We start from the raw sequence: 26,612 nt of genomic DNA on the forward strand, positions 1-26,612 counted from the left end.
CAGTCGATGGCGGGTGAGGCACAAAGCCCCTCGGCCCCCGAATTCGGGAGCCGAGGGACTCCGCGGATGACAGACCACGCCAAGCGCGGCGTATCCATCCCTTGGGCGGGAGCATCCGTCAGATGCCGGGTCCTGCCACGTAGGTGAAGCCGTCCGCGGCGGTCGCGCTGCCCGCGTCGTTACTGATCACGACGTCGACGGCGCCGGCCGCCCCCGGCGGCGTGACGGCCGACACGGCGGTGTCGGAGATCACGGTGAAGGGTGCCGGGTTGCCGTCGAAGGTGACCTCGGTGGTGCTGGCGAGGCCGGTTCCGGTGATGGTCACAGCCGTGCCGCCCGACGTCGGCCCCTCGTCCGGGGCGACCGCGGTCACGGTCGGGACCGCGACGTAGGTGTAGGACAGACCGTTGTTGCTGCCGCCGGCCGTCGTGACGCTGACGCCCACCGTTCCGGCGGTGCCGGCCGGTGCGACGGCGGTGATCTGGCTGTCCGAGATCACCGTCGGCGTCGCACTGTTGGCGCCGAAGGCCACGCTGGTGGCCGTCGACAGGCCCGTGCCGGTGATGGTGACGGTCTCGCCTCCGGCAGTCGAGCCCGAGGTGGGGCTCAACGACTGCTTGAAGGGCGGCCCGACGTAGAAGAACGAGAGCGGGTTGCTCGTGCCGCCCGGAGTGGTGACGGTGACGCCGACCACGCCGTTACCGGACGGGGAGACAGCGGTGACCTGCGTCGGGGAGACGTTGGTGACCGAGGTGGCCGGCCGGGTGCCGAAGCGCACCGCGGTCGTGCCGGACAAGTTGGTCCCGGTGATGGTGACAAGCGTGCCACCACCACTGGATCCCTGATTCGGACTGATGGGCATGACGGACTCCTCCTGGCTCGGCACACGACACAGCGCAACCGAGCACGATCAGGTGATACGACTCCGCCGCTCCACGGGCACGTGCGTCAGCTTCCACGTCCACTGGCCAGGTGGGATCTTGAGGACCTTGCGCTGAATCCCGGGCCGGCGCTGGTGGGCGAGCCGCCGCCAGAGATCTCACGCGAGGTCTCAGGAAAAGGGAAAGCCGACGGGCACTCAGCAGTGCTCCATCGCGGGCCCACACACTTCCGCGGGGCACCTGTCCGCTGAGGCGGATACAACGAGTAACGCACCACGCCGTATCGGTGGCAAGGCCCAGCACAGTAAACAAATCCACCAGACCCGCGCATCAGAGCGCAACCAGGCGTATATACGGAATAAATATTACAAGTTCTACGAACTCATCGAGCTCCACCAGCCATGATCGCGCCACATCCGCCCTGGCTCCCCTCTCCCGCCCGACAGGACCCTCGACGACCGCTTACGAAACGTCACCCCACAGAACGAGACCCCTCTCCCCCTCCCATCCCACTCCCCCACGCACCATCTGCGCCTCAACGCCGACTTCGGCTTCAGGCACCCGCCGTACACCGCGCCGCACCCCCGTCCATCTCCCGTCGACCTGACGCTGCGTGACGGCATGGCCATCTCACCGGGCGCAGCGCGCACATCCCGACGATCGCCTCGGGCTCGTCGTAGGCACAGCGCTCCCGGCAGTACGGAGAGGAGGGCCGGGCGGGCTTCGGCGCAGCCAGCCGGCGTCCGTTTCGTGCTCTCCTCACCGCGCCACTCCGACGCCGGACTCGAACAGTTCGCCTACGTGACCTCGCACGACCCCCAGGACTCTCCTGGCAAGGCTCAGGTCCGCTCGCGCGGAGAGCACGTCGGGCACCCGGCCCGTTCCGTGGGGATCTCGGTCCGAGGTCCATGGGACGGGCTCGGTCTCGCCGACCACCAGTTCGTTCGTGGTCCTTCTGGCCGACGAGCCGGGCGGGAGCCCGGCCCACCGGCCGAGCGCGAAGGACAGCCAGACGTGCACGGACCGAGGGCGGGGACCGCGGCAGCCGTGAACGTCGTTCCGCTCAGCCGGTGGTTCTCCATCACGCGGGTCATGACGTACGCGTCGGTCTGGCGCACGCCAGGGAAACGGCCTTGTGCCCGGGGCGGACGTCCAGTGTGACCTTCCGTGGGTCCACCTCGTACACACTCCGCCCGGCGGGCGTCAGTCGCGGCACTCCGTCGGCGGCACCGGCTGTCAGGTGAACTGACCCGCGCCATCGGGGCAGGATGAACCAGTGGGCGACGACACGGCCGAGCGCAGCGGTGGGGCCTCCGTAGGAAGTGCCGTCGGTTCAGCCGCTCACAGCATCCCTGGCGAAGACCGGCGGGCCGAAGTCGCCTTCAGGCAGCATCAGTTCGGCGCGGTCCATGAGGGCGAGGCGGTGGTTTTCGGTGTGCACCTGGCCCGCATGCAAAATACTCGCCGACAGGGCTGTGCGGCACCGGCCTGTCATCACGGAGGGGCGCTCGATGAACGCGTCGTACGGCGACTGGTAATTCGGTTCGGACGGCATGCCGTCCGCGCGTGATACCTGCGGCACACGGTTGCGAAGTCCTATGGAGGGCCCGGACCGAACGCCCAGTAGCGAAATGGGTGTGCGGACCATCTGTCCGTCTGCCAGGATGACCGGCCATGACCGCAGCGCGAGCTACCGCCCTCTTCGACCAGGTGGCCTCGGTATATGACGAGGTACTGCCGTTCTTCACCGGGTTCGGCCGACAGCATATGGAGTGGCTCGCTCCGGTGCACGACACCCGTGTCCTCGACCTGGGCGCCGGGCGCGGCGCCCTGACCGCTGCCGCGCTCACCCGCGGCCGCCACGTGACGGCGGTGGACTGCGCCCCTGGCATGATCGAGCGGCTCTCGATCCAGCACCCGCGGGTTCACGAAGCGCGGGTGATGGACGCTCACCAACTGGCCTTCCCCGACAGCTCCTTCGACCTGGTCTGTGCGGGATTCGTCGTCCACCTGCTCGATGATCCGGCGGCGGCAGCCCACGAGATCCGTCGAGTCCTCACCCCCGGCGGGGTGTTCTCCTTCTCCGTCCCCGGCCCGGTCGAGGACGCGCCGGAGTGGGAGTTCTACGGTGCTCTCTTCCGCGAGTTTCAGCCCCTGATACCCGTCGGCGAAGGACGGCTCAGTCGGCCCTTGGACGCGGAGCGGTTCCTCGCGACGGCGGGGTTCACCAGCGTCAGTGAGATCGCCATCGAGCAGCGTCTTCCCGTCCCCGACGCCGACACGTTCTGGAACTGGGGGCTCTCGCACGGCTCCCGCGCCTTCTTCGACGCCCTCCCGGCAGATGCCCGAACCGAGTTCGAAGCCCGAGCAGAGCTGTCCGCCATGGACCCGATCGTATTTGCCGCCGGCGCCCACCTCTGGCGCGGCACCTCACCAGCCTGACCTCGCGCTGACGGCCCCGACAGGTCACCGCACAGCCACCGGCACCCCGCCTGGTGACCGGCAGGATTCTCAGCCGTGAGGCGCGTTTTCGCCGGTGGCCCGGCGGTAGTCATCACGGTGCTCAGGGAGGCCACCGAGGTCCACCCGTCGCTGCCGATGCGTCCGGTGCCGGAATCGTAGGACTGCGTGAGGTCCGAGATGCGGTCGGCCGCGGGACTGGGTGTCGCGTGCGCACGGGTGAACAACGTCATCACGCGTGCGCACGGGTGGACACGTCATCAGCAGCGCCACTCCGAGCGGGGCGGCTGTCAACCCAGCTTGACCATCGTCTCAGGTGGGTGATCACGCGTTTCCTCTTCTGCTGGTCGCCGTCGTCGGGGGCTGCGAGGGAGGGCGGGAAGTGCGGCGTCGACGCCCCCGGCGGCGGGTCCGGGCCGATGGAGGATCAGGAGAGGATCAGGAGGTGTACCACTGCTGGTTCGCGCCACCGTTGCAGTCCCAGATCTCCACCTCGGTGCCGTTGCTCGTGGAGGACGCGGGGTCATCGAGGCAGCGGCCGGAAGCGGGGTTGCGGAAGCCGCCGTTGTACGGCTGCCACTGTTGGTTGCCACCGCCGTTGCAGTCCCACACCTCGACCTTGCTGCCGTTCGCGGTGCCTGCGCCGGTCACGTCCAGGCACTTGCCGAGCGCGCGCAGCGTACCGTCCGAGGACGCGGTCCACACTTGCGCGCCGGTGTTGTTGCAGGACCAGATCTGCGCGGCCGTACCGTTGGTGGAGCTGCCGCCGTTGACGTCGAGGCACTTGCCGGAGATGCCCGACCGCACGGATCGACCACCGGTGGCGACGGGGGCCTTGATCCAGCCTGCGCTGTCAGCCGCCTGAATGCCGGCGTTGAAGGCGTCGGCCATCTTGCTGTAGCCGCCGTCGTTGGGGTGCAACTGGTCGGACAGGTCGGCGGCGTTCAGGGCGCTCATGTCGACCAGTCTTACGTGCTTGCCGGCCGCCTGCTCACTCTGGACGATGCCCGGTATCGCGCCGTTGAACGCGGGCCGGTTGGGCTCCTCGGTCGGGTTCGTCGACACGATGAGCGTGCCGACCAGCACCGTGGCGTCGGGTGCGTCGGCGGTGACCTGGTCGATCAGGGCGTGCAGCCGGTCGGTGGCGGTGGAGACCTGGTAGTTCTGGTTGAGGTCGTTGGTGCCGATCTCCAGGGTGACGACATTGGGCCGGTACTGGGCCAGCACGGAGTCGGCGATGCCGGCGATCTGGTCAATCCGCCAGCCGGAGTGGCCCTCGCTGTCCGGGTCGGACATGGTGCCGTTGCGCTGGGTGCCGACGAAGTCCAGCGCGTGGCCCTCGGAGGACAGCTCGTTCCACAGGTCGCCGCGGTAGCTGTTGCCGGTGCTGCTGCCGACGCCCCAGGTGATCGAGTCGCCCAGCGGCATCACCCGTAGCGCGGTGGAGGCAGCGGCGGTCCTGGCCTGTCCGACGGTGGCAGGAGCCTGGTGGGGGGCGGCGGTCGCGGGCAGGGCGGCGCCCATACTGAGCGCGGCCGCTGTCAGTGCGGCGAATCCCGCCTTCTGGTACCTCATGAGTTCTCCTTGTTGTCGGGGTGCGCGACGTGTGTGGTGAGGAGGCGCGCGACGTGCTGTGCCGTCCGCCCGCGACTGCGTGGCGCGGTCGTCGGCACACTGGGCTGGACGTATGTCCGTGCGGACATACGTCCAGCCCAGGCCGGCTTGCCGGCGGAGGTCACCGGGGAGGGCTATCCGAGAGCGGCCCTCGGTTCAGGATGCGGCGGGGATGTTCCACTTCTGGTTGGCGCCGCCGTTGCAGTCCCAGAGATCGAGGGCGGTCCCGTTGGCGGTGGCCAGTGCGGGGACGTCGAGGCAGCGGCCGGACGCGGGGTTGACCAGGGTGCCGTTGCTGACGGTCCACTGCTGGTTCCCGCCTCCGTTGCAGTTCCACAGATCCACCGGCGAACCGTTGGCGGTGGCGTTGCCCACGACGTCGAGGCACAGGCCGTTGATCGTGACCGCGCCGTTGCCGACGGTCCACTTCTGGGCGGACGAGCCGTTGCAGTCCCATAGGTCGACGACGGCGCCGGGGGCGGTGGAGGCGGTGTAGTCGTCCAGGCACTTCGCGGTGTTCAGTGCTGAGCTGACCTGCCCGGTCGCGGTGCCGCCCGCGCTTCCCGAGCCCGGGGTGATGGACAGGTTGTCGAACTGGTCCGTGCGGTAGCCCTGGATGCCCAGGCCGGCCTGCCCGGACTGGAAGGAGGTGTCGGTGACCGAGCCGACCTGCTTGCCGTCGACTTCGGCGCTGATCGTCGAACCCTGGAAGGTGAAGGCGAGGTTGTGCCATGCTCCCGTGCCCAGTGCGGTGGTGGTGCCGGTGGCCAGCGTGTGATTGGAGCCGTCGGTGTACATCTTCTCGATCCACCACTGCCCGGTGTCCCTGATCCGGAAGTAGTAGGCGTTCATGTGCGACTGCGGCCGCAGTTGTGTGTTGGCCCGGCCGATCAGTTCCGTGGTGCCGGCGCTCCGCAGCAGTACGTCGGAACTAACAGTGTAGTTCGACCAGTTGGTGTCGCCCGTCAGCGCGTACGAGTCGGAGTCGTCCTGCCACTCGATCGGCTTGACGGGCGCCATCTGCTGGACGCACTGGCCGGAGCGGCCGGTGCAGGGCTGGACCTCGAAGGAGCCCTGCATGTCGGACAGGTACTTCGCCTCGGTCCCGCTCGCGTCGGCGTCGAAATCGTCGCTGTAGGGCAGGGCGAGGGAGTGGGCGGCGGGCGCGGTCGCGATGCCCTTGCCCTGACCGGCGGTGGTGGTCACGGTGTAGACGTAGCCCGGCTGCATCGTCAGCGAGTACGAGCCGCCCGCTGGTGCGATGTCCTGGGTGTGGACGAAGGATGTTGCCGCGCTCGGGGAGTTGACGTTGGTCGCCCAGACATTCACGGTCCCGGTGGACAGGCCGCCTTGGACATGGAAATTGACGGTCTGAGCGGATCCGGAGGTCGTCGTCTCCAGGATGGTGGAGTAGTCGGAACCGGTGTTGGACTTGAGGGTCACGTAGCTGCCATTGGACTCCGACCCGCCCAGGTAGCCGGAGGAGGAGTCGATGAATGTCCAGCCGGGCCGGGTGAACTGGGTGACTTGCGCGGTGGCCCAGGTGCTGGCCCCGATGGTGTAGTGGCCCGACCACGGCGACCCGGCGGTAGCCAGGCCGACGGTGCTGTAGGGCAGGTTCGGGTAGATCGCCGCAAGCAGGGGCCAGTTGAAGTAGCTGGTCATCTTCGCGTCGACGTAGCCACGGGTGATCGCCCGGATCAGGGCGGGCGCACCGGTGTTCATGTCCTGGGACCCGTTCTCGCTGTCCCACAGGGGTTTACCAAGGTTCCTGCCGGTTTGGGTGGACTGGCAGGAGGTTGCGTCACCGCCGTCGCCGCCGTTGCATGAGTAGTGCACACCGACGATCGACACCGCGTCGTTGAAAGCCTGGTTGCTCGCCATGTCGTCCGCGGCGCTCCAGCCGCTGTCGTCGGCGACGATCTGCACACTCGAGTAGCCGGCGCTGTTCAGGGCCGACCGCAGCTGGATGTACCAGTCGACGTCGTGGCCACGCTCGTTCCAGCCACCGAGGTACTTGATGTTCAGACCGTGTTGTTTGGCGCAACCGAGCCAGGTGATCAGGTAGTTGATGGTGTCGGTGGACCAGAACCCGCCGTTGATCCAGCCCGGCGCAGCCCATGCGAGCCCGTACAGGCCGATGTTCGGGTTGCGCCTCTCGGCCTGCTCGGCCAGCCAGAACTCGTAGCCGGCGTCGCAGTTGACCGTACCTCTGGTGTGTTCCACCGACGGCTCGGAACCGTCGGTGGAGTTGGCGTCGCCGCCGATCTCCAACTTCAGCAGCTGGAGGTTCGCGCCGTAGCCGGGCTTGAACATGTAGTCGAGGATCTGCGACTGCTCGGCTGCCGGGTAGTCCTTCAGGAGCCGCGAGTTGCCGCCGCCGCCGCTGATGGCGCCGATCCCGTCGAACGTACGGCCCCCCTGCGCGCCGTCCACCGTGATGGACGTGGTCGCCGCTTGGGCCGGGCCGGTGCCGACCGCGAGTAACGCGGCCAGTAACGCCAGTATCCAGAGGGGAGCAAGTCTCGCTGTTCGGCGCATCGACTCATCCTTCGCCGCGGGGGGAGAGACGGGAGGAGACCGGCTCGACGGAGGAGCGCGCTGCCTACCGCCCGGAAGATGGTGCACAGTGTGCTGTCGTGTTTCTTTTCCGGTCAACCCTCACGACAAACAAACAACTTCACACACAGTCCGACCTGGGGCTCCACACAGGCGGCAGCACGGGAGCCGAACGGCCCGCCCCCGTTGCCGCGCCGCCGCCCCAAGGATCTGCCGCCGGGACACGACAGGACCGGGCCCGCATCTCGCTCCCTCGAAGCACCCGTTCAGGCGGCCGCTTCATGCTCGGATATTTTTGATCTTGTCGTTTCCATTGACGTGTTCACTCAAAGCCCATCATCATGCGACACGGACGCTCACGGGTAGCGGGTGGGCCTGGTACCCGCCCGCCTGGTACCCGCCCTCTCACGGACGTGCAAGGAGTCGCATCGCCATGAACTCTTTAACGCGCCAACAGTCACGCAGGACGAGCGGACGCCGGCGCAGGGGGTGGGTGAGCCTGCTCGGCGCGGCCGCGCTGCTGGGCTCCTTCCTGTACGGGACGGACGTCACCACCGCGCCCGCCGCGCACGCCGGAACGGGGCCGCGGTAACACCCCAGTCCGGCCGGAGAAGTTGGAGCTTCAACCGCAAGAACCCAACGGAGGCGAACATCGAGGCGCAGCTGCCGCGATGGCCTCCACCGGACTCGTCGGCCACGGCTTCGACTACATCAACATCGACGACTTCTCCATCCTCAACCCCAGCACCACCGTGGACTCCTACGGCCGCAGGGCGGTGGACACGAGCACGTAGTCCCCGACGGCATGAAGGCCGCCGCGGACTTCGTGTACGGCAGGGGAGAAGTTCGGCATGTACCTCACACCGGGCATCCCCGTGGCGGCGTACAGGCACACTCCGATCCAGGGCACGTCGTACCAACGCCCGCGACATCGTCTCCGACACCACGTCAGGGTGTGCACTCGAAGTAGTGGCCTGCCCGCCGCCCGAGATCGGCCCCCCACGGCCACGAACATCCGGACGATGTCGGTGTGACCGCCTCCGGCCACCCTGCCCAGCGCCGTCCGGCCCCGCGTGTTCGACGCGTCGACCGCGGCGCCGAGCTCCAGCAGTCGCACCACCTGCCTCGTGTCGCGGTGCTCGACTCAGGACACCAACTGCTCGGCCGTGTCTTTCATGTCGCCATGGTGCCGGGCCTCCCGCATGGGGTGACGGCCACTCCGTCCGACGTCGTCCCGTACCGTCGGACGGATGTCCAGCGGACCTCATCCCCCCGGGGTCCGGCGGACACCCGGCGCCCCGACCGCCTGCCCACGCAGGCCGGTCCGTCGAGCGACTCGCGCCCGGAGTCGCTCGCGAGAGCGCACGGCGGGCGGACTGCGCTCACGTGGCGACCGCGCGCAGGATGCCGAGTTGCCGCACGGCCGGCGCTGAGGAGCCGAGGACGTCGCCGAGTTCGGGGCCTCTGCCCACGAAGCTGTCGAGGACCGGCCCGACGGGGCCGCTGATCTCCGGCGTACCCGCCGTGCGGACCAGTACATCGTCCTCTGCGTGAGTGATGCGGTACGCGCCGTCGGGAGACCCGGTCAACCCGAGGGTCACTTCGACGTACGCACCGCTCCTGGCGGAGGGCGCCGCCGCCGCCAGGAGCGTGTACATCACCATCAGGCGCAGCTCGTCGTCGCTCGTCTCCACGTCCAGGCCGAGGGGGAGGAAGATATCCCGTTCGTGCATCCATGAATCCCACAGGGTGTGCAGCCCGTTGACGGACCAGTGCAACTTCCGGCCCAGAGGCCCTGTGGCAACGACGTCGGAGTGTGCGCTCACGCGGGCTGCGAACAGCCGGTCCTCCTCACCGGTGATCTCCTCGAGCTGGGCCACGGTCTCCTCGGGGGACTCCCCCTCGGACTCGCTCAGCCAGGTGCCGGGAGACGTCTTGGGGTCGAAGAACCGCGTGGGCGCGGCGAACGGGAAGGAATCCCCGTTCAGCCTCGTGACGTGGATCCTCGCCACGTCGCGCACATGGCGGACCACCTGGTGCATCGTCCACTCCGAGCAGCGCGACTGCGCCTGCCAGTACGCGGCCGGAACGTCCCGCAGCCGGTCGACGAGCGCACGTCGTCTGCGGACGAGAACGCGGTGAATGCTCTCCGCTCCGTCACTGAATCCATCCCTCTCGGAGAGTTCGCGAGGGGAGTGTGCTGCGGACGTCATTCACGTTCTCCAATGTGCCGTGTTTCATGCTCGGTTGCCCGCGCTGCGGCGGGAGCCGGGGGATCTTCTGTGCCGAGGTTCGCCGCCCGGGCCCGCGCGCCTCGCCGACGGGCCCACCGGCGTCGGACCCCGGTCCGTGGCGCGCTTCCCGGAAGGTCCCGGACGAAGCCGGCTCCGTGGTGCGCCGGCGGCGAACAGGACGAAACCGCTCCGGGCTTCGGTCCTCGCGGCCACGGCTCTGCGGCGACACGCGCCTTGACGGTCACGGCGACGCCTCCATGAGCATTCTGATGGTGATCGACCGCTCCGCGGGTTCGGCGTTCGGCGTTCGCGTTCGGCGTTCGGCGTTCGGCGCACACATGTCCCCGCCGAAGAACAGCGCAGCGGGCGGGGTCGACTCCAGCGATCACTCCAGGGCCGCGAGAGCTATCTGCACAAGGGTCGACTCCGCGTGGTCCCAGGACCAGTCGCAGTCCACCACCAGGGTGCGCCAGGAAGATGGGCCGAACCACAGCCAAAGAAGGTCGCCGGTCTGCTGAGGAGAGTGAGGGAGCGGACTCGATGCGATGACCTGAAGGTGATCGGCGATCGTACGGAGGGCCTGACGGTAGGCGACGGTCGCGCGCTCGTGAAGGGCCTCTCCGCTCTCGTGCACGGGCAGCGCCTTGCGGAGTGCTTCGTGGATCATGAACTGCCGCTCGTTGCCGAGCCGGGTCCCGTGGGCCGTGGCCCGCAGCACCGAGGCGGTCGAGTCCATGCGCAGTACATGGGCGACTGCCTCCGTGTGCCCGGACTCGTCGACCGCGCGGTCGACGATCTGGTTCAGGATGTCGGTCTTGCTTCCGGCACTGGCGAAGACGGTCTTCGGCGCCACTCCTGCCGCGGAGGCGATGTCCGCCACGGTTACCCGCCCGTAGCCGAGCTGCGCGAACAGTTCTGTGGCCCTGGCCAGGATCAACTCGCGCGTGCGCGCGGCGGCCTTCTCCCGCAGCGGAGAGACGTACGAACGTTTGGTGGTCACCCAGCCACGATACCGGTCACGGAGGTGATGTAGCATTTATTAGGTCCTTGACTACCCCAATTGCAGGACGGACCCGCTCGACCTTCGGCGAAGGAAGCACATGACGATCAATCCCACAGATCTGGGCGAGGCTCTGTTCCGAGTCCTGCAGACCGGTGATCGGGACCTGGCTGTCGAGGTCGTCCATCAGGACAACCACAACCGTGAGGCATCCGTCGCCCCCAGGGCCTGCTCGGTGCCCGGCCCCGCAGGCACCCTCGCATCCGGCGCGTGGATGCGCTCAGCCTTCAGCGATCTGCGCTTCCCCGTGTCCGCCTCCGTACACGATGGCGACCGAGTATGGGTACGGCTACGCATGCAAGGCACTCACACGGGGCCGTTCGTGCGCTTCCACGACGGGCGACTCGACCAGGCGGTCCCTCCCACCGGCCGGGATATCGACTTCGAACAGGTCCACATGCTTGACCTCAAGGATGGACAGGTCATCCGCCACGAAGCAGTGCGCGACGACATTGCGATGCTCGGCCAACTGGGCGTTTTCCCGCCCTCACCGGCAGTGGGACTGCGCATGCTCGCCTGGAAGGCCACCGGTCGCGCCGCTCGTGCGGCCGAAGCGGTCAGTGCTGAAGCGGCACGCGCCGGCACGGCGCTCGCGCACGCCTGACCGAAAACTTCAGAACGATGCTCGGAATTCTCGTGAGCGGATGACGCTGCAGGCGAGTTGGAGGAGCGCCATGGAGCAACCGGCTGAACTCGTTGGTCCAGGCCGAGATGGCGAGTGGGGCGGCGGCGGGAATGTTGATGACGCCGCGTCCTCGGGTGACCGCCGGACATTCGGAGAAGCAGGACGCGACCGCGACCTGGAAGAAGACCTTCGGTCATCATCCACTGGTGGCGTTCGTCGAGCGCGGCCAGGCCGGGTCCGGCGAGCCGGTAGCCACGCTGCTGCGGGCGGGCAACGCGGGCTCCCACACCGCGAGCGACCACATCACCACCACCCGGCTCGACCTGGCCCAACTGCCCAACGGTCTGCGGTGGGGCCGGCGGACACTAATCCGCACCGCTTTGCCGGCGGCACACACGCCTCCCTCGACTGGCTCTCCAGGCCAGGACGGTGGCTGTCGTACTCGGTCGGCATGACCATCACCGACGCCATCCACCAAGCCGTCCCCAAAGTCCCGCCCCGCCGCGTGGACCGTGGCCGTCGAGCCGGGCGGCGAGATCCGGGACGGTGCCTGGGCCGCCGAACTCGACAGCGACGTCCTCAAGGGTTGGCTGCGAGGGATGCGGCTGATCGTCCGCAAGGAACGCCCACACCGCGGCGCACAGTTGCGCTTCACCGACGCCGACGGCCCGCGGCTCACCGCGTTCGCCACGAACACCACGGCGTCCCCATCGCCGCACCCGAACTGCGGCACCGCCAGCGGGGCCCGCGCCGGGGACCGCATCCGTACCCCCGCGCCACCGGTCCGCGTAACCTGCCCCTGCACGACACCGCGCAGAACCAGATCTGGCTGGAGATCGTCCAGCTCGCCCTCGACCTGCCGGCCTGGATGCCCATGTTCGCGCTGACCGGCAAAACCCGCAGGTGGGAGCCTCGCTGTCGCCGGCTCCGGCTGTCCTCCGCCGCCGCCCAGCTCATCACGACCGCCCGCCGTCGACACCTGCGATTCGCACGCAACTGTCCCTGGACCGACGTGATCACCGACGCCCCGGCACGACTCGAAGCCCTCCCGAACCCCGGCTGACCAGCACGTCCCTATCCCTGCGAGCAGCACCACCCCGACCGGAACCGTGGAACCCGGCGCCCACCCGACGCGACAGCCGGGCCGTCACTACGCCCGACAACAGCACGAACCCCCGAAACAGCCCGCCGACGAAACCGACGGGCCGTCACGAAAGATCGAGGTCAGCGCGTGTCCTGGAGTTCTTTTCCGTCGGATCCTCCCCGGAACCTTGTGCTGCGACGAACGGCTCCTCGCTCACCGCATGGGCCGCGTCACGGCACGATGGCAGCCAGTGAGGCGGGAAAAACAGCCTTCAGGTCATCCCACTCCCCGCTGCTGACGTGCTGCTTCAGCGCCTTGAGGACCGTACGTGCCAGTTGCTCGGTGTCGCCTTCGATCGCGTAGGAGAAGTCCCCTCGGACGCGGGTGAAGAACTCTTCCTTGCCCATCTTCATCGGCGTTTCCGAGGGCTTCCACCCCTCGTAGTAGATGCCCCGCAACAACGTCGGCAGCTGAGCGCCGAATTGTGCGGCCTCCTCGACTGTAAGGCGGTCCCGCACCGGATGCAGCACCGCGCGCAGCGCGGCGTAGGACTGCTTCCGGCGGTCCTTGGGCCAGCCGTAGGCTTTCTCGATCTCCTTGAGGACGTGATTCGCCTTGTCCACCATGGTGTCGAACGAAGCGAAACCTGTGTCGACCATCCTGTGATCCTTCCACTGCCTTGGGGTGGGTCCGGCTCGTGGGCCGGTCCGGGCCGGGCCGGATGGAGAACGCACGGGGACGTGACCGTCGTTCTCCCCGCTCTCATCGATCGTCGCTGTTATTCATCGCCACCGTCGCGGTGGCCGTATTCGGACGTATCTCCATCCCTGCCCGGACCAGAGGCGCGGCCGACCCGGGCGTAAACGCCGTCGGAGCGGCCCTCGGCGCCGGACTCCCTGACCGCTTCGCGCAGTGCCTTCCGGAAGCGGCCGGGACCCCACGACTTCCCGTTCACGGCCTTCTCGAGTTCCTCGCGCTCGGTCGGGCCGCGCTCTTCAAGGGTCTTGAGCACCTTCTCGATCTCTTCGTCGAGAGCGCGCTCGGCCGCGACCGACGACCGGCTGTTCTTGCCCATGGAGCCGACCATGCCCGGCGAGTAGAACGAACTGCCCGGTCCGGGAAGGTACTTCCGTCCCCCCGTCTCTTCCCATTCGCGCCTGTGCGACCTCCGGCCGGCAATCCGCTCGTCGCGCTCGCGGGCCTTTCTGCGGTCCTGCTCCGGTCGGGCACGGTCGCGCTCTGCCTGCGGGGAGGGCTCGTTTCGCCATTCCGCCTCCGCCTCCTCCGCGGTCAGCGGGGTAGCGATGTTCTCGAGGGACCTTCCCTCGGCCCGGACTCCGAAGAACAGTTCGACGATTCCTCCCAGGGCCATGGCAGCGGCTCCGATGAGGAAACCGAGCGCCACCAGATTCTTGTCGCCGCTATGGATGAACTGGCCGAACAGCGCCGGCCCTGTGATCCCACCGACGGCTGTACCAATGGCGAAGAACAGGGAGATGGACAGCGCCCTGGTCTCCATGGGGAACACCTCGCTGACCGTCAGGTAGGCCGAACTGGCGCCTGCCGAGGCCACGAAGAAGGTCACTGAGACCAGCAGGAAGAACCACCAGGCCGTCAGCGAGCCATTCATCAGCAAGATCGCGAGTACGACGGCGACGGCCGCCGAGCCCAGATAAGTGCCGGCGATCATCGGCTTCCGGCCAACCGTGTCGAACAAGCGCCCAAGGAGGAGCGGCCCGAGGAAGTTGGCACCGGCGAAAATGGCCATGAAATAGGGGACCGAACCCGAGGAGACTCCGAAGAAACCGCTGAGGATCGTGCCCAAGTCGAACACGATCGCGTTGTACAGAAACGCCTGGCCGATGAAGAGCGCGAGTCCGAGAATCGCACGCCGCGGGTAGCGTCGTACGGCCGTCCGGGCGATCTCCACAAAGGGAATGACCTCCCGCTGACGGATGGTAATGGCCTCGCCCGGCTCGGGAAATTCCCTACCGGTCTCCTGCCGCACCTCGGCCTCGATTCGGTCGACGATGCGCTCAGCTTCTTCCTCGCGGCCATGGATGAACAGCCATCGCGGGCTCTCCGGTACATTGCGGCGCACCACCATGATGCCCAGTCCGAGAATTCCGCCGAGACCGAAGGCCAGACGCCAGCCGAGGTCGAGCGCGAAGGCGCCGCTGAGAAGCCCTACCGCGGCCAGGCTGCCGATCGCGGAGCCGACCCAATAACTGCCGTTGATGGCCAGATCCACCTGGCCTCGGTTGCGGGACGGAATCAGCTCGTCAATGGCCGAATTAATGGCCGCGTACTCCCCGCCGATACCCATGCCGGTGATGAACCTGGCGACGAAGAAGTACCAGGGCCAGTGAGAGAAGGCGGTCGCCACAGTTGCGAGGATGTAGATCCCCAACGTGACCATGAAGAGTTTCTTGCGACCGAATCGGTCCGTGAGTCGGCCGAAGACGAGAGCACCAAACAGGCCCCGGCCACGTAGATCGCGGCCGCGGTTCCGATGTCGGCGCTCGTGAGGGAGATGCCACTGCCCTTTTCGGTCATACGCGAGGCCACGGCCCCGACCACCGTCACCTCGAGACCATCGAGAATCCAGACCGAACCGAGGCCGATCACGATCCGCCAGTGGAATCGTGACCACGGTAGTCGGTCGAGCCGGGCCGGGACGCGGGTAGCGATTGTTTTCGTGCCTGCCGTGGTGGTCATGGCGTCCCTCTGGGTCGGATTACACTGAACGACACGTCACTTCTCCTATAGAGTTGCTTCCCATGCTGACCTGCCACCTTCTCGGACATCGCTTTCACTTCTCCAGCGAAGACGAAACGATGCGCTGGCGATGCGAGCGCGGTTGCGGAGCAACGGGCGCCAAGCGGTATCCGACAGCGGAGGACGCCGAGCGTTACGCGCGAGCGCTCGACCACGAAGATCGACAGGACCTGGGCCGTAACGCTCCCCTCGGTTTGTTTCCACTGCGATTGCTACGCGCTTTGCGCCTGCGCAAGCGAAGGTCCGCTTCAGCACCGGCCACAGGGCGCCAAGGAATTAACCTGTAGAGCACGCCGCCCGGCCGGGTGACCGCCAGGAGGCGGCGATCCCGGCATGGCCGGCCACTTCCGTCTCCTCAACTTGAGGATGCCGGCGGAGCCGTATTCACCGAGGTCGCGCCGATCAGAGTGTGGCCGAGAACTGCACAGTGAGGTGACCATCTCGGACCACTGCGGAACATTAGATCAAGAGGTGCGTTGTATGTCCGCATCAGTGAGGCGAACGGGTGCGTCCGTGTCGCCGGACGGCACTCACCGGCCCGGCAAATCCCCAGCGACGCGGGCCTTGCGTCTTCGCACGGTTGGTGTCCGGGTGAACACGCTCGCGACGGTGGAGCCGGCTGAGGTCCGTTCCGTAGTCCCTGCCGAGTCATCCCTCAGTGGAGGATGCTCACCGCGCGGGCGATGACGAGGAGTGAGGTCACCAGGGCGGCGACACCCTGCACGCTCATCATCACCTTGGCGCGAGTGGACAGCGGCATGGTGTCCGTAGGACTGAAGGCGGTCGAGTTCGTCACGGAGACGTACAGGTAATCGATCAGGGTGGGCATCCAGTCCGATGTGGCGCTGGCACCGTCCGCGACTTCCTGAACCGCGTCGTCGTCCTCGTCCTGGGGAAACCGGAAGTCCGCCAACGGCAGATCGGCACGCCGGGCCTGGGTCCGGGTGACGGGGCCGCCCCGGTCCAGTTCCCAGTACGCCAGGCCGAAGACGATGATGTTGGTGAGCCAGACCTGCAATGCGGCCACCAGCAAGGAACGCCCATCCTTCACTCCGGCGTAGACAAGGTCGTGGATCAAGATGCCAAGGGCGACCAGATTGCTCGCGGCGATGACCACCACGAGAGCCAGCGACAGGATGCGGAACGCCGCGCTCTGCCGTGTCAGCCGCTTCGGATTGGCCGCGACGAGCGGCACAAGCAGCAACAGTTCCAGAACTGGCAGCACATAGCGCGGCGCGATCAGCAGCCGTTGCGGCAGCCCCACGTAGAGCGCCATCGCAGAAAGCGTCGCGATCACCCCGGGCAACCGCGCCTCTCCACGCCGCTCATGCCGAGGACGCCTGGTCCGCGCATAAGCGAGCCTGCGCCTCATCGCCTGCGTTCCCCTTCGTCAGCCGTTGCCCGCCATAGCTCGACCTCACTGGAATATAAACACCGGCGACGCATAGACCCCGACGAAACCGGCCGGTCTTCCTCCCGAATCCGGTTCCCCGCTCAGCGGGACGGTCGAGCAGCCCCATCCGGACGGTCGGCCTGGAGATGTCACGAGGAGCCTGGCAGCGATCCGGCTCTGCTCCGCTGGGGGCCTTGTCCTCGTGGACCGACCGACCGCGTGGATTTCTGACCTGCCGGGTGCAGGCGCAACGCGCTGCTTTCTTGCCACTCTGGTCTGGTGAGGGACCGCCGGGCGCACCGGTGGCCGTGGCATAAAGGACAGGCTGATGAACGAGCAGCCGCGCCGGGCCACCGCCTCCTACCGGGCGGCGGAACACGCCGTTGATCACCTTTTCGACCAGGGTTTCTCCAAGCAAAGAGAGTCGTCCGGCATTCGGGTGCCGCCCCGCCCTGTCCCTTCGCCGTTCGGCGGCGGGTGGAGCAGTCGATCGCGGGCCGCGAACCGGCCGGGAAAGGATGATCGGCCGTGACCGTACCAAACGACCCGCACCTCGCCACCGTACGCCCCGTCACTCCCCGGGCCCCGGGGTGCGAGGAATGCCTGGCTACGAATTCCCCCTGGGGCCACCTCAGGCTCTGCTTGACCTTCGGCCACGTCGGCTGCTGCGATTCCTCGCCGAACCGGCACGCACGCCGCCACGCCGCCGCCGACGACGGCCATCCGATCGCGGCGTCGTTGCAGCCTGGCGAGGACTCGCGGTGGTGCTTCGCTCATGAGGCGTTCGCGTGATGCCCGGCGACGAGACGCCGCCGGGCGCAGCGCCTGTCCCGGACGAGGCGGAGGAGAACGTCTCCTTCGAAACCCCCGACATCTACGGCGCCTATCCCCGACTCGCGGACGAAGAGATGGACCGCCTGGCGCGACATGGCAGGCGGCGCGCGGTCGACGCCGATGACGTGCTGATCCGGGAGGGCGAGCGGCGGGAGATGTTCTACGTCGTCCTCAGTGGTTCGGTCGCCGTCGTGGAGGGCTATGGCACGCCCGGCGAACACTTGCTGCGTGTGCATGGCCCCGGCCGCTTCCTCGGCGAACTCGGCCTCCTGAAGGGACAGGTGGCCTCCTGCACCGCCGTGGTCAGGGCCCCCGGCGAGATCCTCGCCCTGTCCATGGACCAGCTGCGTGACCTGGTGACCCGGGACTCCCCGCTGGGTGATCTCGTGCTGCGTGCCTGCCTGGGCCGCCGCGCTCTGCTCGTCGGGCAGGGCGCCGGTTTCCGCATCATCGGCTCGCGCTACTCGCCCGACACCCGGCGGCTGCGCGAGTTCGCCGCCCGCAACCGGTTGCCGCACCGCTGGGTCGATCTGGAGACGGACGAGGAGACCGAGGAACTGCTGCGCCGCTTCGCGGTTGCTCCGGAGCAGACGCCGCTGGTGATCTGGCGGGACACGACCCTGCTGCGTAACCCGAGCAACGCCGAACTCGCCCGGCTGGTAGACCTGCCGCCGCTGGAGACGGGCAACGGCAGCGGCGATCTCCTCATCGTCGGCTCCGGTCCGGCCGGTCTCGCCGCCGCGGTGAACGCCGCCTCGGAGGGCCTCGGCACGACCGTGGTCGAGGCGCTGACCGCCGGTGGCCAGGCCGGGACGTCCTCCCGCATCGACAACTGCTTCGGCTTCCCCTCCGGCATCTCCGGCGCCGAACTCGCTGAGCGCGCCGTGCTCCAGGCGGACCGCTTCGGCGCTCGGATCAACATCCGCGCGAAGGCGGCCCGACTCGAACAGCGGGACGCCCACTACGCCGTTGGGTTCACCGACGGCAGCGAGATCACCGCCCGTACCGTTGTCCTGGCCACCGGCGCCCGCTACCGCCGCCTCCATGCGCCCGGCATCGAGTCGCTGGAGGGCGCGAGTGTCCACTACTCGGCGACCGTTCACGAGGCCCGGCAGTGCCGCAGCGACCCGGTGGCAGTGGTGGGCGGCGGCAACTCCGCAGGCCGTGCTGTGCTCTTCCTGGCCGGATACGCACCGCAGGTGTATCTGCTCGTCCGTGGGCCGACCCTGGAGACGCACATGTCCCGCTACCTGATCGATCAGATCGGGCGTCACCCGCGCGTGTGTGTGCTGCTGCGCACCGAGATGACCGAGGCACTCGGCGACAGGACGCTGGAAGCGATGACCGTGGTCGACCACCGTACGGGCGAGCACCGCAATCTCGCGGTGCGGGCCCTGTTCGTCTTCACCGGTGCTGATCCCCACACGGAGTGGGTCTCCGGCGCTCTCGCCCTGGACGAGCGCGGCTATGTGCTCACCGGTGCGGAGGCACAGGCGGCCTCCGCTCCCGACGTGTGGCAGAGCCAGGGCCGCGACTGCCTGACGTCGGAGACCAGCCTGCCCGGCGTCTTCGCCGCCGGCGACGTCCGCAGCGGGTCGGTCAAGCGCGTGGCCTCCGCGGTCGGCGAAGGCGCGATGAGCATCCACTTCGTGCACCACTGCCTGGAGCACATGGCCGCGCCCGGCGGCATCGACAGCTCCACACACACCCGTCCGAAGGAGTCCGCTTGGCTCGCATGACGCCCAGCGGTCGACGAGATCACGACAAGGAGGCGATGGGAATGACCACGCCCGTCCGGCGCCGCAACGGTGGCGCAATGCAGGACAGGCCCCTTGGCTGGACACGCAATCCGCTGAGGGAGTTCGACCAACTACTCGGCGAGATGAGCGGACTGATCGAATCCACGGTGGGAGGCGCGGCGCCCGCCGTGGCCTGGACGCCCCTGGCGGATGTCAGGGAGTCCGACGACGCCTTCCACGTCGAGATCGAACTCCCCGGCGTCAAGAGCAAGGACGTCGACGTCGAAGCGAACGGCCAGGAGCTGGTGGTCACCGGAGAGGTCAAGGAGAAGCAACGCGAAGGCGTCCTGCGCCGGAGCACTCGCCGCACCGGATCCTTCGAGTACCGGCTGCGGCTTCCCGGAGAGATCGACGCCGAAAGGATCAAGGGGCAGCTGTCGGACGGCGTGCTCACCATCACCGTCCCCAAGGCCGAGATCGCAAAGCCCCGGCACGTCGAGATCAGCGAGACGAGCGGAAGCACCGAGAGCAGTGGCTGAGACTCGAACACCGCGGTTCCGGGTACCCATCCGGCACCGCGGCCGGCCGGCGACGGCTCGGCACCGGGACGGCTCATGAACGGCACCTCCGTCACGCCCCTCTCGGCGGCGGAGCGTGGTACGCGTCCCCCTGCCGGCTCGGCTTCGGGCAGAGGCCACGCGCGTGGCAGCACCAACGAGCAGCAAACCCCAGCGGTGCTCGTTGGCCCGTGTGCACCTGGCCCTCCCGGTCGAGGCCACGCGTGACGCTCGGTGTCCCGAACCGTCGGACGTCGCTTGCGTCCCTCCACAGCGCACCCACGCGCGCCGTGTCAGGACCGACCCCGGGCGACCCTCATGGGCCAGAAGTGACCGCGGGAAGAAGGAAGGCAGCGATGAAATACGACGGATTCCTCGCCCGCGTACGCGAACGAGGTGAATACAACGACCAGGGCGAAGCCGCGGACGTCACCACCTCCGTACTGGAAGTGCTGTCTCAACGGATCAGTCCTGGAGAGGTCAAAGACCTCGCGTCCCAGCTGCCCGGCCCGTTGGGCCAAGTTCTGGACCACGCCAGGCCGCAGCAGGTGCGGAGCTTCGGAATTGAGGAGTTCTACCGACGGGTCGCCGAGCGTACGGATGCTCGGCCGCGTACGGCGCAGTGGGACGCCAGCGCGGTCCTGACCACCGTTGCCGACGCTGTCACCGGCGGGGAGCTGAACCAGATCATCAGCCAACTCCCCTCCAGTTACGCGGTCCTGTTCGGTAAGCCCGACCTCGCCGACTGAGCCCGTGAGGCGAGCTGTCCATAACAGCCGCCAGCAGCCCGAACCTGGAACCGCTTGTCCGAGCGATCGAACGGTCCACGCGGCTTGCATTCGCTTGTGACGCGCCACAAGCTGGAGCGGGTGGTGGGCGTTCTTGAGCAGTGTCGGGTCGGGCGTCAGAGTGAGCTGGTCCCCTGCGGTGTTCACGGCGACACCGACCGGCGCGACCTGAGAGGCGTCGTCGTCGGCCACGGAATCAGCGCGGTGGCCACCATGGGCCGCCCTGCGCACCGTGGCCCGGAGGCTGGCCGAACTGCGGATGCCCCCGACAGGTTGCTCACCCACGTCGACGAGTTCGTCAATGAGATGCCCCTGGGCGACCACGAAAACGGGGACACGCTGCCGCCCCCCGGTGGGCGATTCATAGACTACGTGTCCGTGTCGGTGCCTCACCATCTTCTGGTGTCGCCCGTTGGGGTGGTTCTCGACTTCGTCACCTGAGATGGTCCTGGAGCCCGTCGCTAAACAACCCCAGCAACGTTCGTGGTCAACACACTGGCTAGAGACGTGTCGCAGTCCGGATGAGGTCGGCGACGGCTGTGGCCCGGCTGTGCGGTGGCCAGGCGATCACGGTCGTGACTGTCGGCGCGTCAAGCACGGGTACGGCGGCGAGGTCACCGTGCAGTTGGGATCGGCACGACTCCGGTGAGACCGCGCAAGCACGGCCGAGCGCGACGAGCTGCAGCAACTGCGCGTGGTCGCGGACCTGCGGGCCGGGGCCGGGCGCGCCTTCTAAGCGCCTGCTCTATCCGGTGCATTACGCCTACCAGCGGAACACTGAGCGTCTTGGTGAGGGAGAAATCTGAGGGGATCTCCGTGCGGGACTTCTCGCAAAAGCAATGGGTCCTCGACTGGATGCAGACCGTCGGCCCTGGCCGCGCGCGTCGCGTGCCCAGCGCCGGAAAGCGACGTGCGACGTGCGGGCCTCAGGCTGTGGCGTGGCAGCGGACCCGCTCGATCATCGCGTGCAGCACGGTCTCCAGCGCGACAGTGTCGCGACGGGCCTGGGTCATGATCAACCCGCCTTGCAAGGCGGCGAGAAGGGCTAGGGCGAGGTATCCCGGATCGGCGTCCGCCGTCAGCTCACCTCGGTCCTGCATGACCTGCAGCCCTGCGCGCAGGGCGTCCTCCCACGCACAGTAGGCCGTGGCGAGTCGGGCGCGGGCCTGCAGGTCATGGTCGGACAGTTCCGCGGACAGCGCCCCGATCGGGCAGCCGCCCCGACATCCGACGGCGCGCTGGGCCGCGACGATGGCATCACGCCAGGCTTCGAGCGCCTCGAAGCTGTCGAGCCGGCTCAGCAGCGGTCGCTGGAAGTCGAGCACGGACTCCGTCTGGTGCTCGATGACAGCCTGGACAAGGGCCCGCTTGTCGCCGAAATAGTGGTACAGCTGCGACGGGCTCGCCAGGCTCGCGGCCTTGAGTACGTCTTCGGTGCTGGTGCCCGCCACACCCTGCTCGAACATCAGTCGGGCCGCAGCCGTCACGATGCGGTTGCGGGTGGCACGACCCTTCGGGGTCAAGCGCGGCCGGCTGACGTTTCTCATCACGGGCATCGAGATTACCAAATTTATGGAGCGGTCCCTCTATGGAGGATCTGCGGCATTCCACCATGATCCGCGGCGGCCGAACCCCCGCGGGACGACCACCGACGCGACAAACCGCGGCACGCGGCACGGCAGCCCACATGACGGCATGACCTCCAAGAGCCCTTGAACCGTCGTACCCCATCACCGCGCGACCCGCCGGGGACGGCCATGTCCGCGGCGGACCGGACTCCCTGCCCCGCCTCCGGCGAGCGGAGGAGGTCGGGCGCGGAAGGAGTCATCGAGCAGTACTCGCAGCGCACTTGACACCCGGACACAGAATCTAGATTTGACAGTCTATTTTTTCCCGCCCAATATTAGATGGCTCGCTCTAAAAACAGACAGGGGTGCGCCGCACGACCTGCCGCCACCGCGCCCGATCAGCGGTCCCCCCCAGAAGGGGTCAGCATGACCAACACCGCATCTACACCCGTCGCCGACCATGTCGCGAACGTCATCGCCGGGATGGCACAGCAGGTCCCCGGCGACGTACTGCAGGCGTTCGGCGCCGAGCAGACCGCCCTGGACTCCGCCGGTGTGCCCGCCGGGATCGCAGAGGCCGGGATGCCCATGCCCGACGCCGAACTCCTGGACGTGAATGCCAACACCACTACGCTTGAGCGCGCGCGTGCCGGCAGGGCCGCGGTCGTCGTGTTCTACCGCGGCGCCTGGTGCCCGTTCTGCAACGCGGCCCTGCGCGTCTATCAAAGCGAGCTGGCCGGCGAACTGGACGAGCACGGTGCCGCGTTGATCGCGGTAAGCCCGCAGAAGCCGGACGGTTCCCTCACCATGAAGGAGGCCAATGAGCTGTCCTACGCGGTGCTCTCCGACCCGGGCAACCGCATCGGCCGGCAGCTCGGCATCGTCACCCGTCCGACGGACGAGGTGCAGCGGGCACAGGCTGCTCTGGGACTCGACCTGACCACGGTGAACGCGGACGGGAGCCACGACATCCTCATGCCGACGGTGGCGATCGTCGATGCCGACGGCATCCTGCGGTGGATAGACGTCCACCCGAACTACACGACCCGCACCGAGCCGGCCCAGATTCTCGCGGCTCTGACATCACTCGGCTGAAGCGGGCGACAGCACGCCGGGAAGCAGCCACTGAGCGCAGAACCAGACGCAGCGCGCAACGGCGCATGCGCCCCACGACGCTACGTCAGTGCACTGCACGACCCCTCAATGTCCGAGTCACGAAGTCCAGATACGGAGTGGAGCATGTCCTTGAACGGCAAGGTGGCCCTGGTGACAGGCGCAGGGCGCGGTATTGGGAGAGAGGTGGCGCTAGCGCTCGCGGAAAGGGGCGTGACGTCGGCACTCGTGGCCAGGTCCGGACATGAACTGTCCGAGACCGCCCGCCTGGTGGAAGGCCGCGGTGGCAAAACCCTCGCTCTGGTCGCGGACCTCGCCGATCCCGCCGCGCTCGCCACGACCGTGGACCGCGCGGTCTCCGCGCTCGGCCCGATCGGCATACTCGTCAACAACGCCGCGACTGTCGAACCGCTCGGTCCCAGCGCCGGAATGGATCCCACCACATGGGCCTCCTCGCTCGGCATCAACGTGATCGCACCGGCATCCCTCGCCTTCGCCCTGCTGCCCGCGATGGTCCAGGCAGGCTGGGGAAGGATCGTCAACGTATCCAGCATCGTGGTGGCCCACCCCGCAGCGATGATCGGCGGCAATGCATACGCCACGACGAAGGCCGCCCTCGAGGCACACACCGCCAACCTGGCAGCCGAACTGGCCGGCACGGGAGTCACGGCCAACACCTACCGCCCCGGATCCGTGGACACTGCGATGCAGGAACTCGTCCGCACCAAAGGCTCGGGACGGGTGAGCGAGGAGACCCACGCCCGCTTCGTGCACAACCACGAGAAGAAGACGCTGATCACACCGCAGAGGTCGGCGCTCTCCCTGGTCGCACGGCTCACCTCGGACGCCTCCGGCCAGATCTGGGACGCCTCGGATCCGCTCTGAGCCAGTTCCACAGGGGTCCGCTGAGCAACGACACTCCCCCGGCCTCTCCTGCGGCGACAGGATCGGCCGGGGTTCCAGCCCACTCCCGGCACCGCCCTGCCCGCCGGGGCCGCCTCGCTGCAAGTCGGTGTGCGAGACGCGAGCGACACTCTCCGCGGGGGGCGGAGAGGGCCGTGAAGCTGTCTCACGACAGTGTCGGCCTGAGAGCCGACCGGCGCCGTGACTGTTATTCCGCACTTCGGCGTCCCGCACGACCGCTTTGGCAGCCGGGGCAAGGAACGAGGTGAAGCAGGTCCACTGACACCTCACCAGTAAACGTCCTGCTCCCCATGCCTCTGGGCCAGGGGGTCGTCACCTGCTTCGCTGAAGGCATGCGGCGCCTTGACCAGCCCTCCGTGCCGAGCGGTCGGCATTGCGTCGACGATACGTACGATCTCTCCTCGTCTGCGTTCCGTGACCTCGTCCTCCACGCGCCTGCCCTCCTTGGGGAGACTGATGAGGATCTCACGGCGATTCGGCTCGTTCGGCTGCCGGTCCAGCATGCCCGCGGCGGCGGGGCGTCTGATCATTCGCAGAGCCGTGGACGCAATGACATCGAGGTGCGTCCCGAGGCGGGAGCGAAGCCGACAGAACGGCCGTGGCGATCTTGTCCGCCACCTTGTCGCCTGAGCCGGATCGGCCGGGGGTCTCGGCCTACGGCAGCGGACTCCTGCACACAGGGTCCTCTTCCCTCCTCCGGAGGCGGGCGAGAGCCGCCCGGTCGCCGGGAAAGCCACTAGACGGCCAACGAGGAGGAATTACGCAGAGCAAAATCACATCGATGCCGGGCGGACCGTCGTGCACTCCCATGGCGAACGCCGTCCTCACACACACGCTCTTCCGTGAGGGTCTCGACAGCCTCTTCACCGCGGGACTGTCCGGCAGCTGGTCCCTGGAGACCGACATCCACTCACCTCCCCTCCGCACGGCCATATGGCGGCCGACGCGGGGAACGCCGGAATGTGGTGGTCCTGCCCAGTGAACGCCACCACACACTGTTCCCGTTCCCCCTCCGATGCCGTGGGACCGGGAGCAGTGTGAGGCCGCGCCTGTCATCGCATCAGGTCGTGACGATGCCTTCCCCGCCGAGTCCGTCGGGCACCTTGGTGGTGCCGATCCTGGTGAGTGCGCCGTCCCGGTCGACACGGAAGCCGTCGACCTCGCCGGCGCCGCCGGTCTGGACGTAGAGGTAGTGCCCGCCGGGCGTGACCGACAGGTCGACCGGGCCCGCACCGGTGGCGGTGTTGCCCCTGGCATCGAGGGTGGCGTCGCGTGTCTGGCGGAAGCGGGAGAGCGTGTTGCTGCCGGCGTTCGAGACGTAGAGGTCGCTGTTCCGGCGCACGACCCAGCAACTCGCCTGTTCGCCCGTCGGCACGGCGTCGACGAGGGCGGCGTCGCCGTCGTGGTGGAGGCGGAACGTCAGCACGGTGTTCTCCACACCGTCGACGACGACGAGCCGGCCGGCCGCGTCGAAGGTCAGCCCGAAGGGCTGCGATCCGGCCTTGCTGTTCACGAAGGGCTCGGCGGCCGGACCGCCGTCGCGGTCGAGGGGGAAGACCTCGATGCTGTTGCCGCCCAGCTTGGTGGTGACGACCAACTGCGATCCGTCGGGAGTGAAGGCGACCTGGGCCGGAGTGTGGGTGAACTCGGGCGCGGCGGCGGTGTTCAGGTGCAGCGCGCGGTTCCAGGCGGGGACCCGGTGCAGTCCGTCCTTCTCCAGCCGGTAGCCCTGGATCGAGCCGCCCTTGCGCGCGTTGAGCACGTAGACGCGGTCCCGGTACGCGGCGACGCTGACGGGGAAGGTGCCTCCGGAGCCGATGACCTGCTTGCGGTGCAGGCGGGTGCCCTCGACCGAGAAGACCGTGAGCGTGTTGCTGCCGGCATTGACCGCGTACAGCAGCTTGGCCCGGGAGTCGTAGGTCAGCGATCCCTGAGAGGCCAGGTAATCCACCACGGAGCCGGCGAGCACGCCGCCCTTGCCGCCGGTGTTGTACACCGTGCGCCGGTGGAGGGACCCGTCCGCGTCGCGGCTGTACGCGACCACCTGGTTTCCGGCGACACGGTCGTTCTGGACGAACACCGCGGCTTCCGGCTCGTGCCCGGCCCGGACGGGCGCGGCAGTGGCGGGCGCGGCGAAGGCGGGCGCGGCGAAGGCGGCGGTCGCCAGGACCGCGGTCACGGTGGCCCGCACGGCGCAGGGCAGTCTTCGGGAGGTGTGAGACATGTGCCTTCCAGGGGTCGGGGCGGCCGGGTACCCCGCCTGCAGGCGTGCACCGCGGCTGGCAGAGAGCGTTGTTCCGCCCGTCATCCTGAGGCAGAAAGGGCACGTTGCAACGCAGCGCGGTCCGTCCGGTAATCCCATCGGATGACTATCCGGCAAACGGTCGTACTGTGAAAACCC

The 26,612-nt window shown here is 68.0% G+C and carries 26 protein-coding genes and 2 pseudogenes; 13 read left to right on the forward strand and 15 right to left on the reverse strand.

The window, feature by feature from the left end; genetic code table 11:
* Nucleotides 1-118: 118 nt before the first annotated feature.
* From OG310_RS04560 to OG310_RS04570, 3 genes are all read right to left on the reverse strand, one after another.
* Nucleotides 119-862, reverse strand: coding sequence for an IPT/TIG domain-containing protein (locus OG310_RS04560; protein ID WP_329454573.1), 744 nt, complete (start codon nt 860-862; stop codon nt 119-121).
* 778 nt (nt 863-1,640) lie between these two features.
* The gene (locus OG310_RS04565; protein WP_329454574.1) at nt 1,641-1,901 is read right to left on the reverse strand and encodes a hypothetical protein; all 261 of its coding nucleotides are present in this window, start codon (nt 1,899-1,901) and stop codon (nt 1,641-1,643) included.
* A 313-nt stretch (nt 1,902-2,214) separates the two neighbouring features.
* Nucleotides 2,215-2,463: a hypothetical protein gene (locus OG310_RS04570; protein WP_329454575.1), complete on the reverse strand. Its 249-nt coding sequence runs from the start codon at nt 2,461-2,463 to the stop codon at nt 2,215-2,217.
* A 92-nt stretch (nt 2,464-2,555) separates the two neighbouring features.
* On the opposite strand from OG310_RS04570, the gene OG310_RS04575 reads away from it, so the two are divergent.
* Nucleotides 2,556-3,323, forward strand: a complete 768-nt coding sequence (locus OG310_RS04575; RefSeq protein ID WP_329454576.1) for a class I SAM-dependent methyltransferase — start codon at nt 2,556-2,558, stop codon at nt 3,321-3,323.
* Nucleotides 3,324-3,779: 456 nt separating this feature from the next.
* Here the strand turns inward: OG310_RS04575 and OG310_RS04580 are convergent, their stop codons facing one another.
* Both OG310_RS04580 and OG310_RS04585 read right to left on the reverse strand, forming a co-directional pair.
* A complete protein-coding gene (locus OG310_RS04580) occupies nt 3,780-4,916 on the reverse strand; it encodes a ricin-type beta-trefoil lectin domain protein (RefSeq protein WP_329454577.1) in 1,137 nt (378 codons plus the stop codon).
* A 195-nt stretch (nt 4,917-5,111) separates the two neighbouring features.
* Nucleotides 5,112-7,496, reverse strand: a complete 2,385-nt coding sequence (locus tag OG310_RS04585; protein WP_329454578.1) for a ricin-type beta-trefoil lectin domain protein — start codon at nt 7,494-7,496, stop codon at nt 5,112-5,114.
* Nucleotides 7,497-7,947: 451 nt separating this feature from the next.
* Between OG310_RS04585 and OG310_RS04590 the strand changes: the two genes are divergently transcribed.
* Nucleotides 7,948-8,106, forward strand: a complete 159-nt coding sequence (locus OG310_RS04590; RefSeq protein ID WP_329454579.1) for a hypothetical protein — start codon at nt 7,948-7,950, stop codon at nt 8,104-8,106.
* Between the two features lie 79 nt (nt 8,107-8,185).
* Nucleotides 8,186-8,308, forward strand: coding sequence for a hypothetical protein (locus OG310_RS04595; protein ID WP_329454580.1), 123 nt, complete (start codon nt 8,186-8,188; stop codon nt 8,306-8,308).
* Here the strand turns inward: OG310_RS04595 and OG310_RS38485 are convergent.
* The 3 genes and pseudogenes from OG310_RS38485 to OG310_RS04605 form a co-directional block, all read right to left on the reverse strand.
* Nucleotides 8,275-8,640 (reverse strand): annotated as a pseudogene (locus tag OG310_RS38485) (ankyrin repeat domain-containing protein); the annotation flags it as partial. The gene OG310_RS04595 and the pseudogene OG310_RS38485 overlap by 34 nt on opposite strands.
* Nucleotides 8,641-8,896: 256 nt before the next feature.
* Nucleotides 8,897-9,727, reverse strand: a complete 831-nt coding sequence (locus tag OG310_RS04600) for a maleylpyruvate isomerase family mycothiol-dependent enzyme (RefSeq protein WP_329454581.1) — start codon at nt 9,725-9,727, stop codon at nt 8,897-8,899.
* 406 nt (nt 9,728-10,133) lie between these two features.
* On the reverse strand, nt 10,134-10,748 hold the full coding sequence (locus OG310_RS04605; protein WP_329454582.1) for a TetR/AcrR family transcriptional regulator: 615 nt from the start codon (nt 10,746-10,748) through the stop codon (nt 10,134-10,136).
* 100 nt (nt 10,749-10,848) lie between these two features.
* Between OG310_RS04605 and OG310_RS04610 the strand changes: the two genes are divergently transcribed.
* The 3 genes from OG310_RS04610 (at nt 10,849) to OG310_RS04615 (ending at nt 12,496) form a co-directional block, all read left to right on the forward strand.
* Complete coding sequence (locus tag OG310_RS04610) at nt 10,849-11,412, forward strand: ester cyclase (RefSeq protein ID WP_329454583.1); 564 nt, start codon at nt 10,849-10,851, stop codon at nt 11,410-11,412.
* Between the two features lie 137 nt (nt 11,413-11,549).
* On the forward strand, nt 11,550-11,888 hold the full coding sequence (locus OG310_RS38490; protein WP_443078548.1) for a hypothetical protein: 339 nt from the start codon (nt 11,550-11,552) through the stop codon (nt 11,886-11,888).
* On the forward strand, nt 11,885-12,496 hold the full coding sequence (locus OG310_RS04615; RefSeq protein ID WP_443078549.1) for a transposase: 612 nt from the start codon (nt 11,885-11,887) through the stop codon (nt 12,494-12,496). The genes OG310_RS38490 and OG310_RS04615 overlap by 4 nt, the downstream gene beginning before the upstream one ends.
* A 251-nt stretch (nt 12,497-12,747) precedes the next feature.
* Here the strand turns inward: OG310_RS04615 and OG310_RS04620 are convergent, their stop codons facing one another.
* The 3 genes from OG310_RS04620 to OG310_RS04630 form a co-directional block, all read right to left on the reverse strand.
* Nucleotides 12,748-13,176: a DUF2267 domain-containing protein gene (locus OG310_RS04620; RefSeq protein ID WP_329454584.1), complete on the reverse strand. Its 429-nt coding sequence runs from the start codon at nt 13,174-13,176 to the stop codon at nt 12,748-12,750.
* 119 nt (nt 13,177-13,295) lie between these two features.
* On the reverse strand, nt 13,296-14,936 hold the full coding sequence (locus tag OG310_RS04625) for an MFS transporter (RefSeq protein ID WP_443078550.1): 1,641 nt from the start codon (nt 14,934-14,936) through the stop codon (nt 13,296-13,298).
* 1,014 nt (nt 14,937-15,950) lie between these two features.
* Nucleotides 15,951-16,571 carry a hypothetical protein gene (locus OG310_RS04630; protein ID WP_329454000.1) on the reverse strand — a complete coding sequence of 207 codons (621 nt, stop codon included), beginning with the start codon at nt 16,569-16,571 and terminating at the stop codon, nt 15,951-15,953.
* A gap of 645 nt (nt 16,572-17,216) precedes the next feature.
* Between OG310_RS04630 and OG310_RS04635 the strand changes: the two genes are divergently transcribed.
* From OG310_RS04635 to OG310_RS04655, 5 genes are all read left to right on the forward strand, one after another.
* Nucleotides 17,217-17,480 carry a UBP-type zinc finger domain-containing protein gene (locus OG310_RS04635; RefSeq protein WP_329454585.1) on the forward strand — a complete coding sequence of 88 codons (264 nt, stop codon included), beginning with the start codon at nt 17,217-17,219 and terminating at the stop codon, nt 17,478-17,480.
* Nucleotides 17,480-19,261 carry an FAD-dependent oxidoreductase gene (locus OG310_RS04640; protein ID WP_329454586.1) on the forward strand — a complete coding sequence of 594 codons (1,782 nt, stop codon included), beginning with the start codon at nt 17,480-17,482 and terminating at the stop codon, nt 19,259-19,261. The genes OG310_RS04635 and OG310_RS04640 overlap by 1 nt, the downstream gene beginning before the upstream one ends.
* A 41-nt stretch (nt 19,262-19,302) precedes the next feature.
* Nucleotides 19,303-19,800: an Hsp20/alpha crystallin family protein gene (locus OG310_RS04645; RefSeq protein ID WP_329454587.1), complete on the forward strand. Its 498-nt coding sequence runs from the start codon at nt 19,303-19,305 to the stop codon at nt 19,798-19,800.
* Between the two features lie 374 nt (nt 19,801-20,174).
* Nucleotides 20,175-20,567, forward strand: coding sequence for a DUF2267 domain-containing protein (locus tag OG310_RS04650; RefSeq protein WP_329454588.1), 393 nt, complete (start codon nt 20,175-20,177; stop codon nt 20,565-20,567).
* Between the two features lie 96 nt (nt 20,568-20,663).
* On the forward strand, nt 20,664-21,047 hold the full coding sequence (locus tag OG310_RS04655) for a hypothetical protein (RefSeq protein WP_329454589.1): 384 nt from the start codon (nt 20,664-20,666) through the stop codon (nt 21,045-21,047).
* Between the two features lie 58 nt (nt 21,048-21,105).
* Here the strand turns inward: OG310_RS04655 and OG310_RS04660 are convergent.
* A pseudogene (locus OG310_RS04660) lies at nt 21,106-21,330 on the reverse strand (LysR family transcriptional regulator); the annotation flags it as partial.
* Between the two features lie 202 nt (nt 21,331-21,532).
* Entirely contained in the window at nt 21,533-22,153 is a 621-nt protein-coding gene (locus tag OG310_RS04665; protein ID WP_329454590.1) for a TetR/AcrR family transcriptional regulator, read from the reverse strand.
* Nucleotides 22,154-22,600: 447 nt separating this feature from the next.
* On the opposite strand from OG310_RS04665, the gene OG310_RS04670 reads away from it, so the two are divergent.
* Entirely contained in the window at nt 22,601-23,269 is a 669-nt protein-coding gene (locus OG310_RS04670) for a peroxiredoxin-like family protein (protein WP_329454591.1), read from the forward strand.
* Nucleotides 23,270-23,413: 144 nt separating this feature from the next.
* Complete coding sequence (locus OG310_RS04675; RefSeq protein WP_329454592.1) at nt 23,414-24,172, forward strand: SDR family NAD(P)-dependent oxidoreductase; 759 nt, start codon at nt 23,414-23,416, stop codon at nt 24,170-24,172.
* 305 nt (nt 24,173-24,477) lie between these two features.
* Here the strand turns inward: OG310_RS04675 and OG310_RS04680 are convergent, their stop codons facing one another.
* Nucleotides 24,478-24,741, reverse strand: a complete 264-nt coding sequence (locus tag OG310_RS04680; RefSeq protein WP_329454593.1) for a hypothetical protein — start codon at nt 24,739-24,741, stop codon at nt 24,478-24,480.
* 530 nt (nt 24,742-25,271) lie between these two features.
* On the reverse strand, nt 25,272-26,435 hold the full coding sequence (locus tag OG310_RS04685) for a lactonase family protein (RefSeq protein ID WP_329454594.1): 1,164 nt from the start codon (nt 26,433-26,435) through the stop codon (nt 25,272-25,274).
* Nucleotides 26,436-26,612 lie beyond the last annotated feature (177 nt).

Source organism: Streptomyces sp. NBC_01497 (assembly GCF_036250695.1).
Taxonomy (GTDB): Bacteria; Actinomycetota; Actinomycetes; order Streptomycetales; family Streptomycetaceae; genus Streptomyces.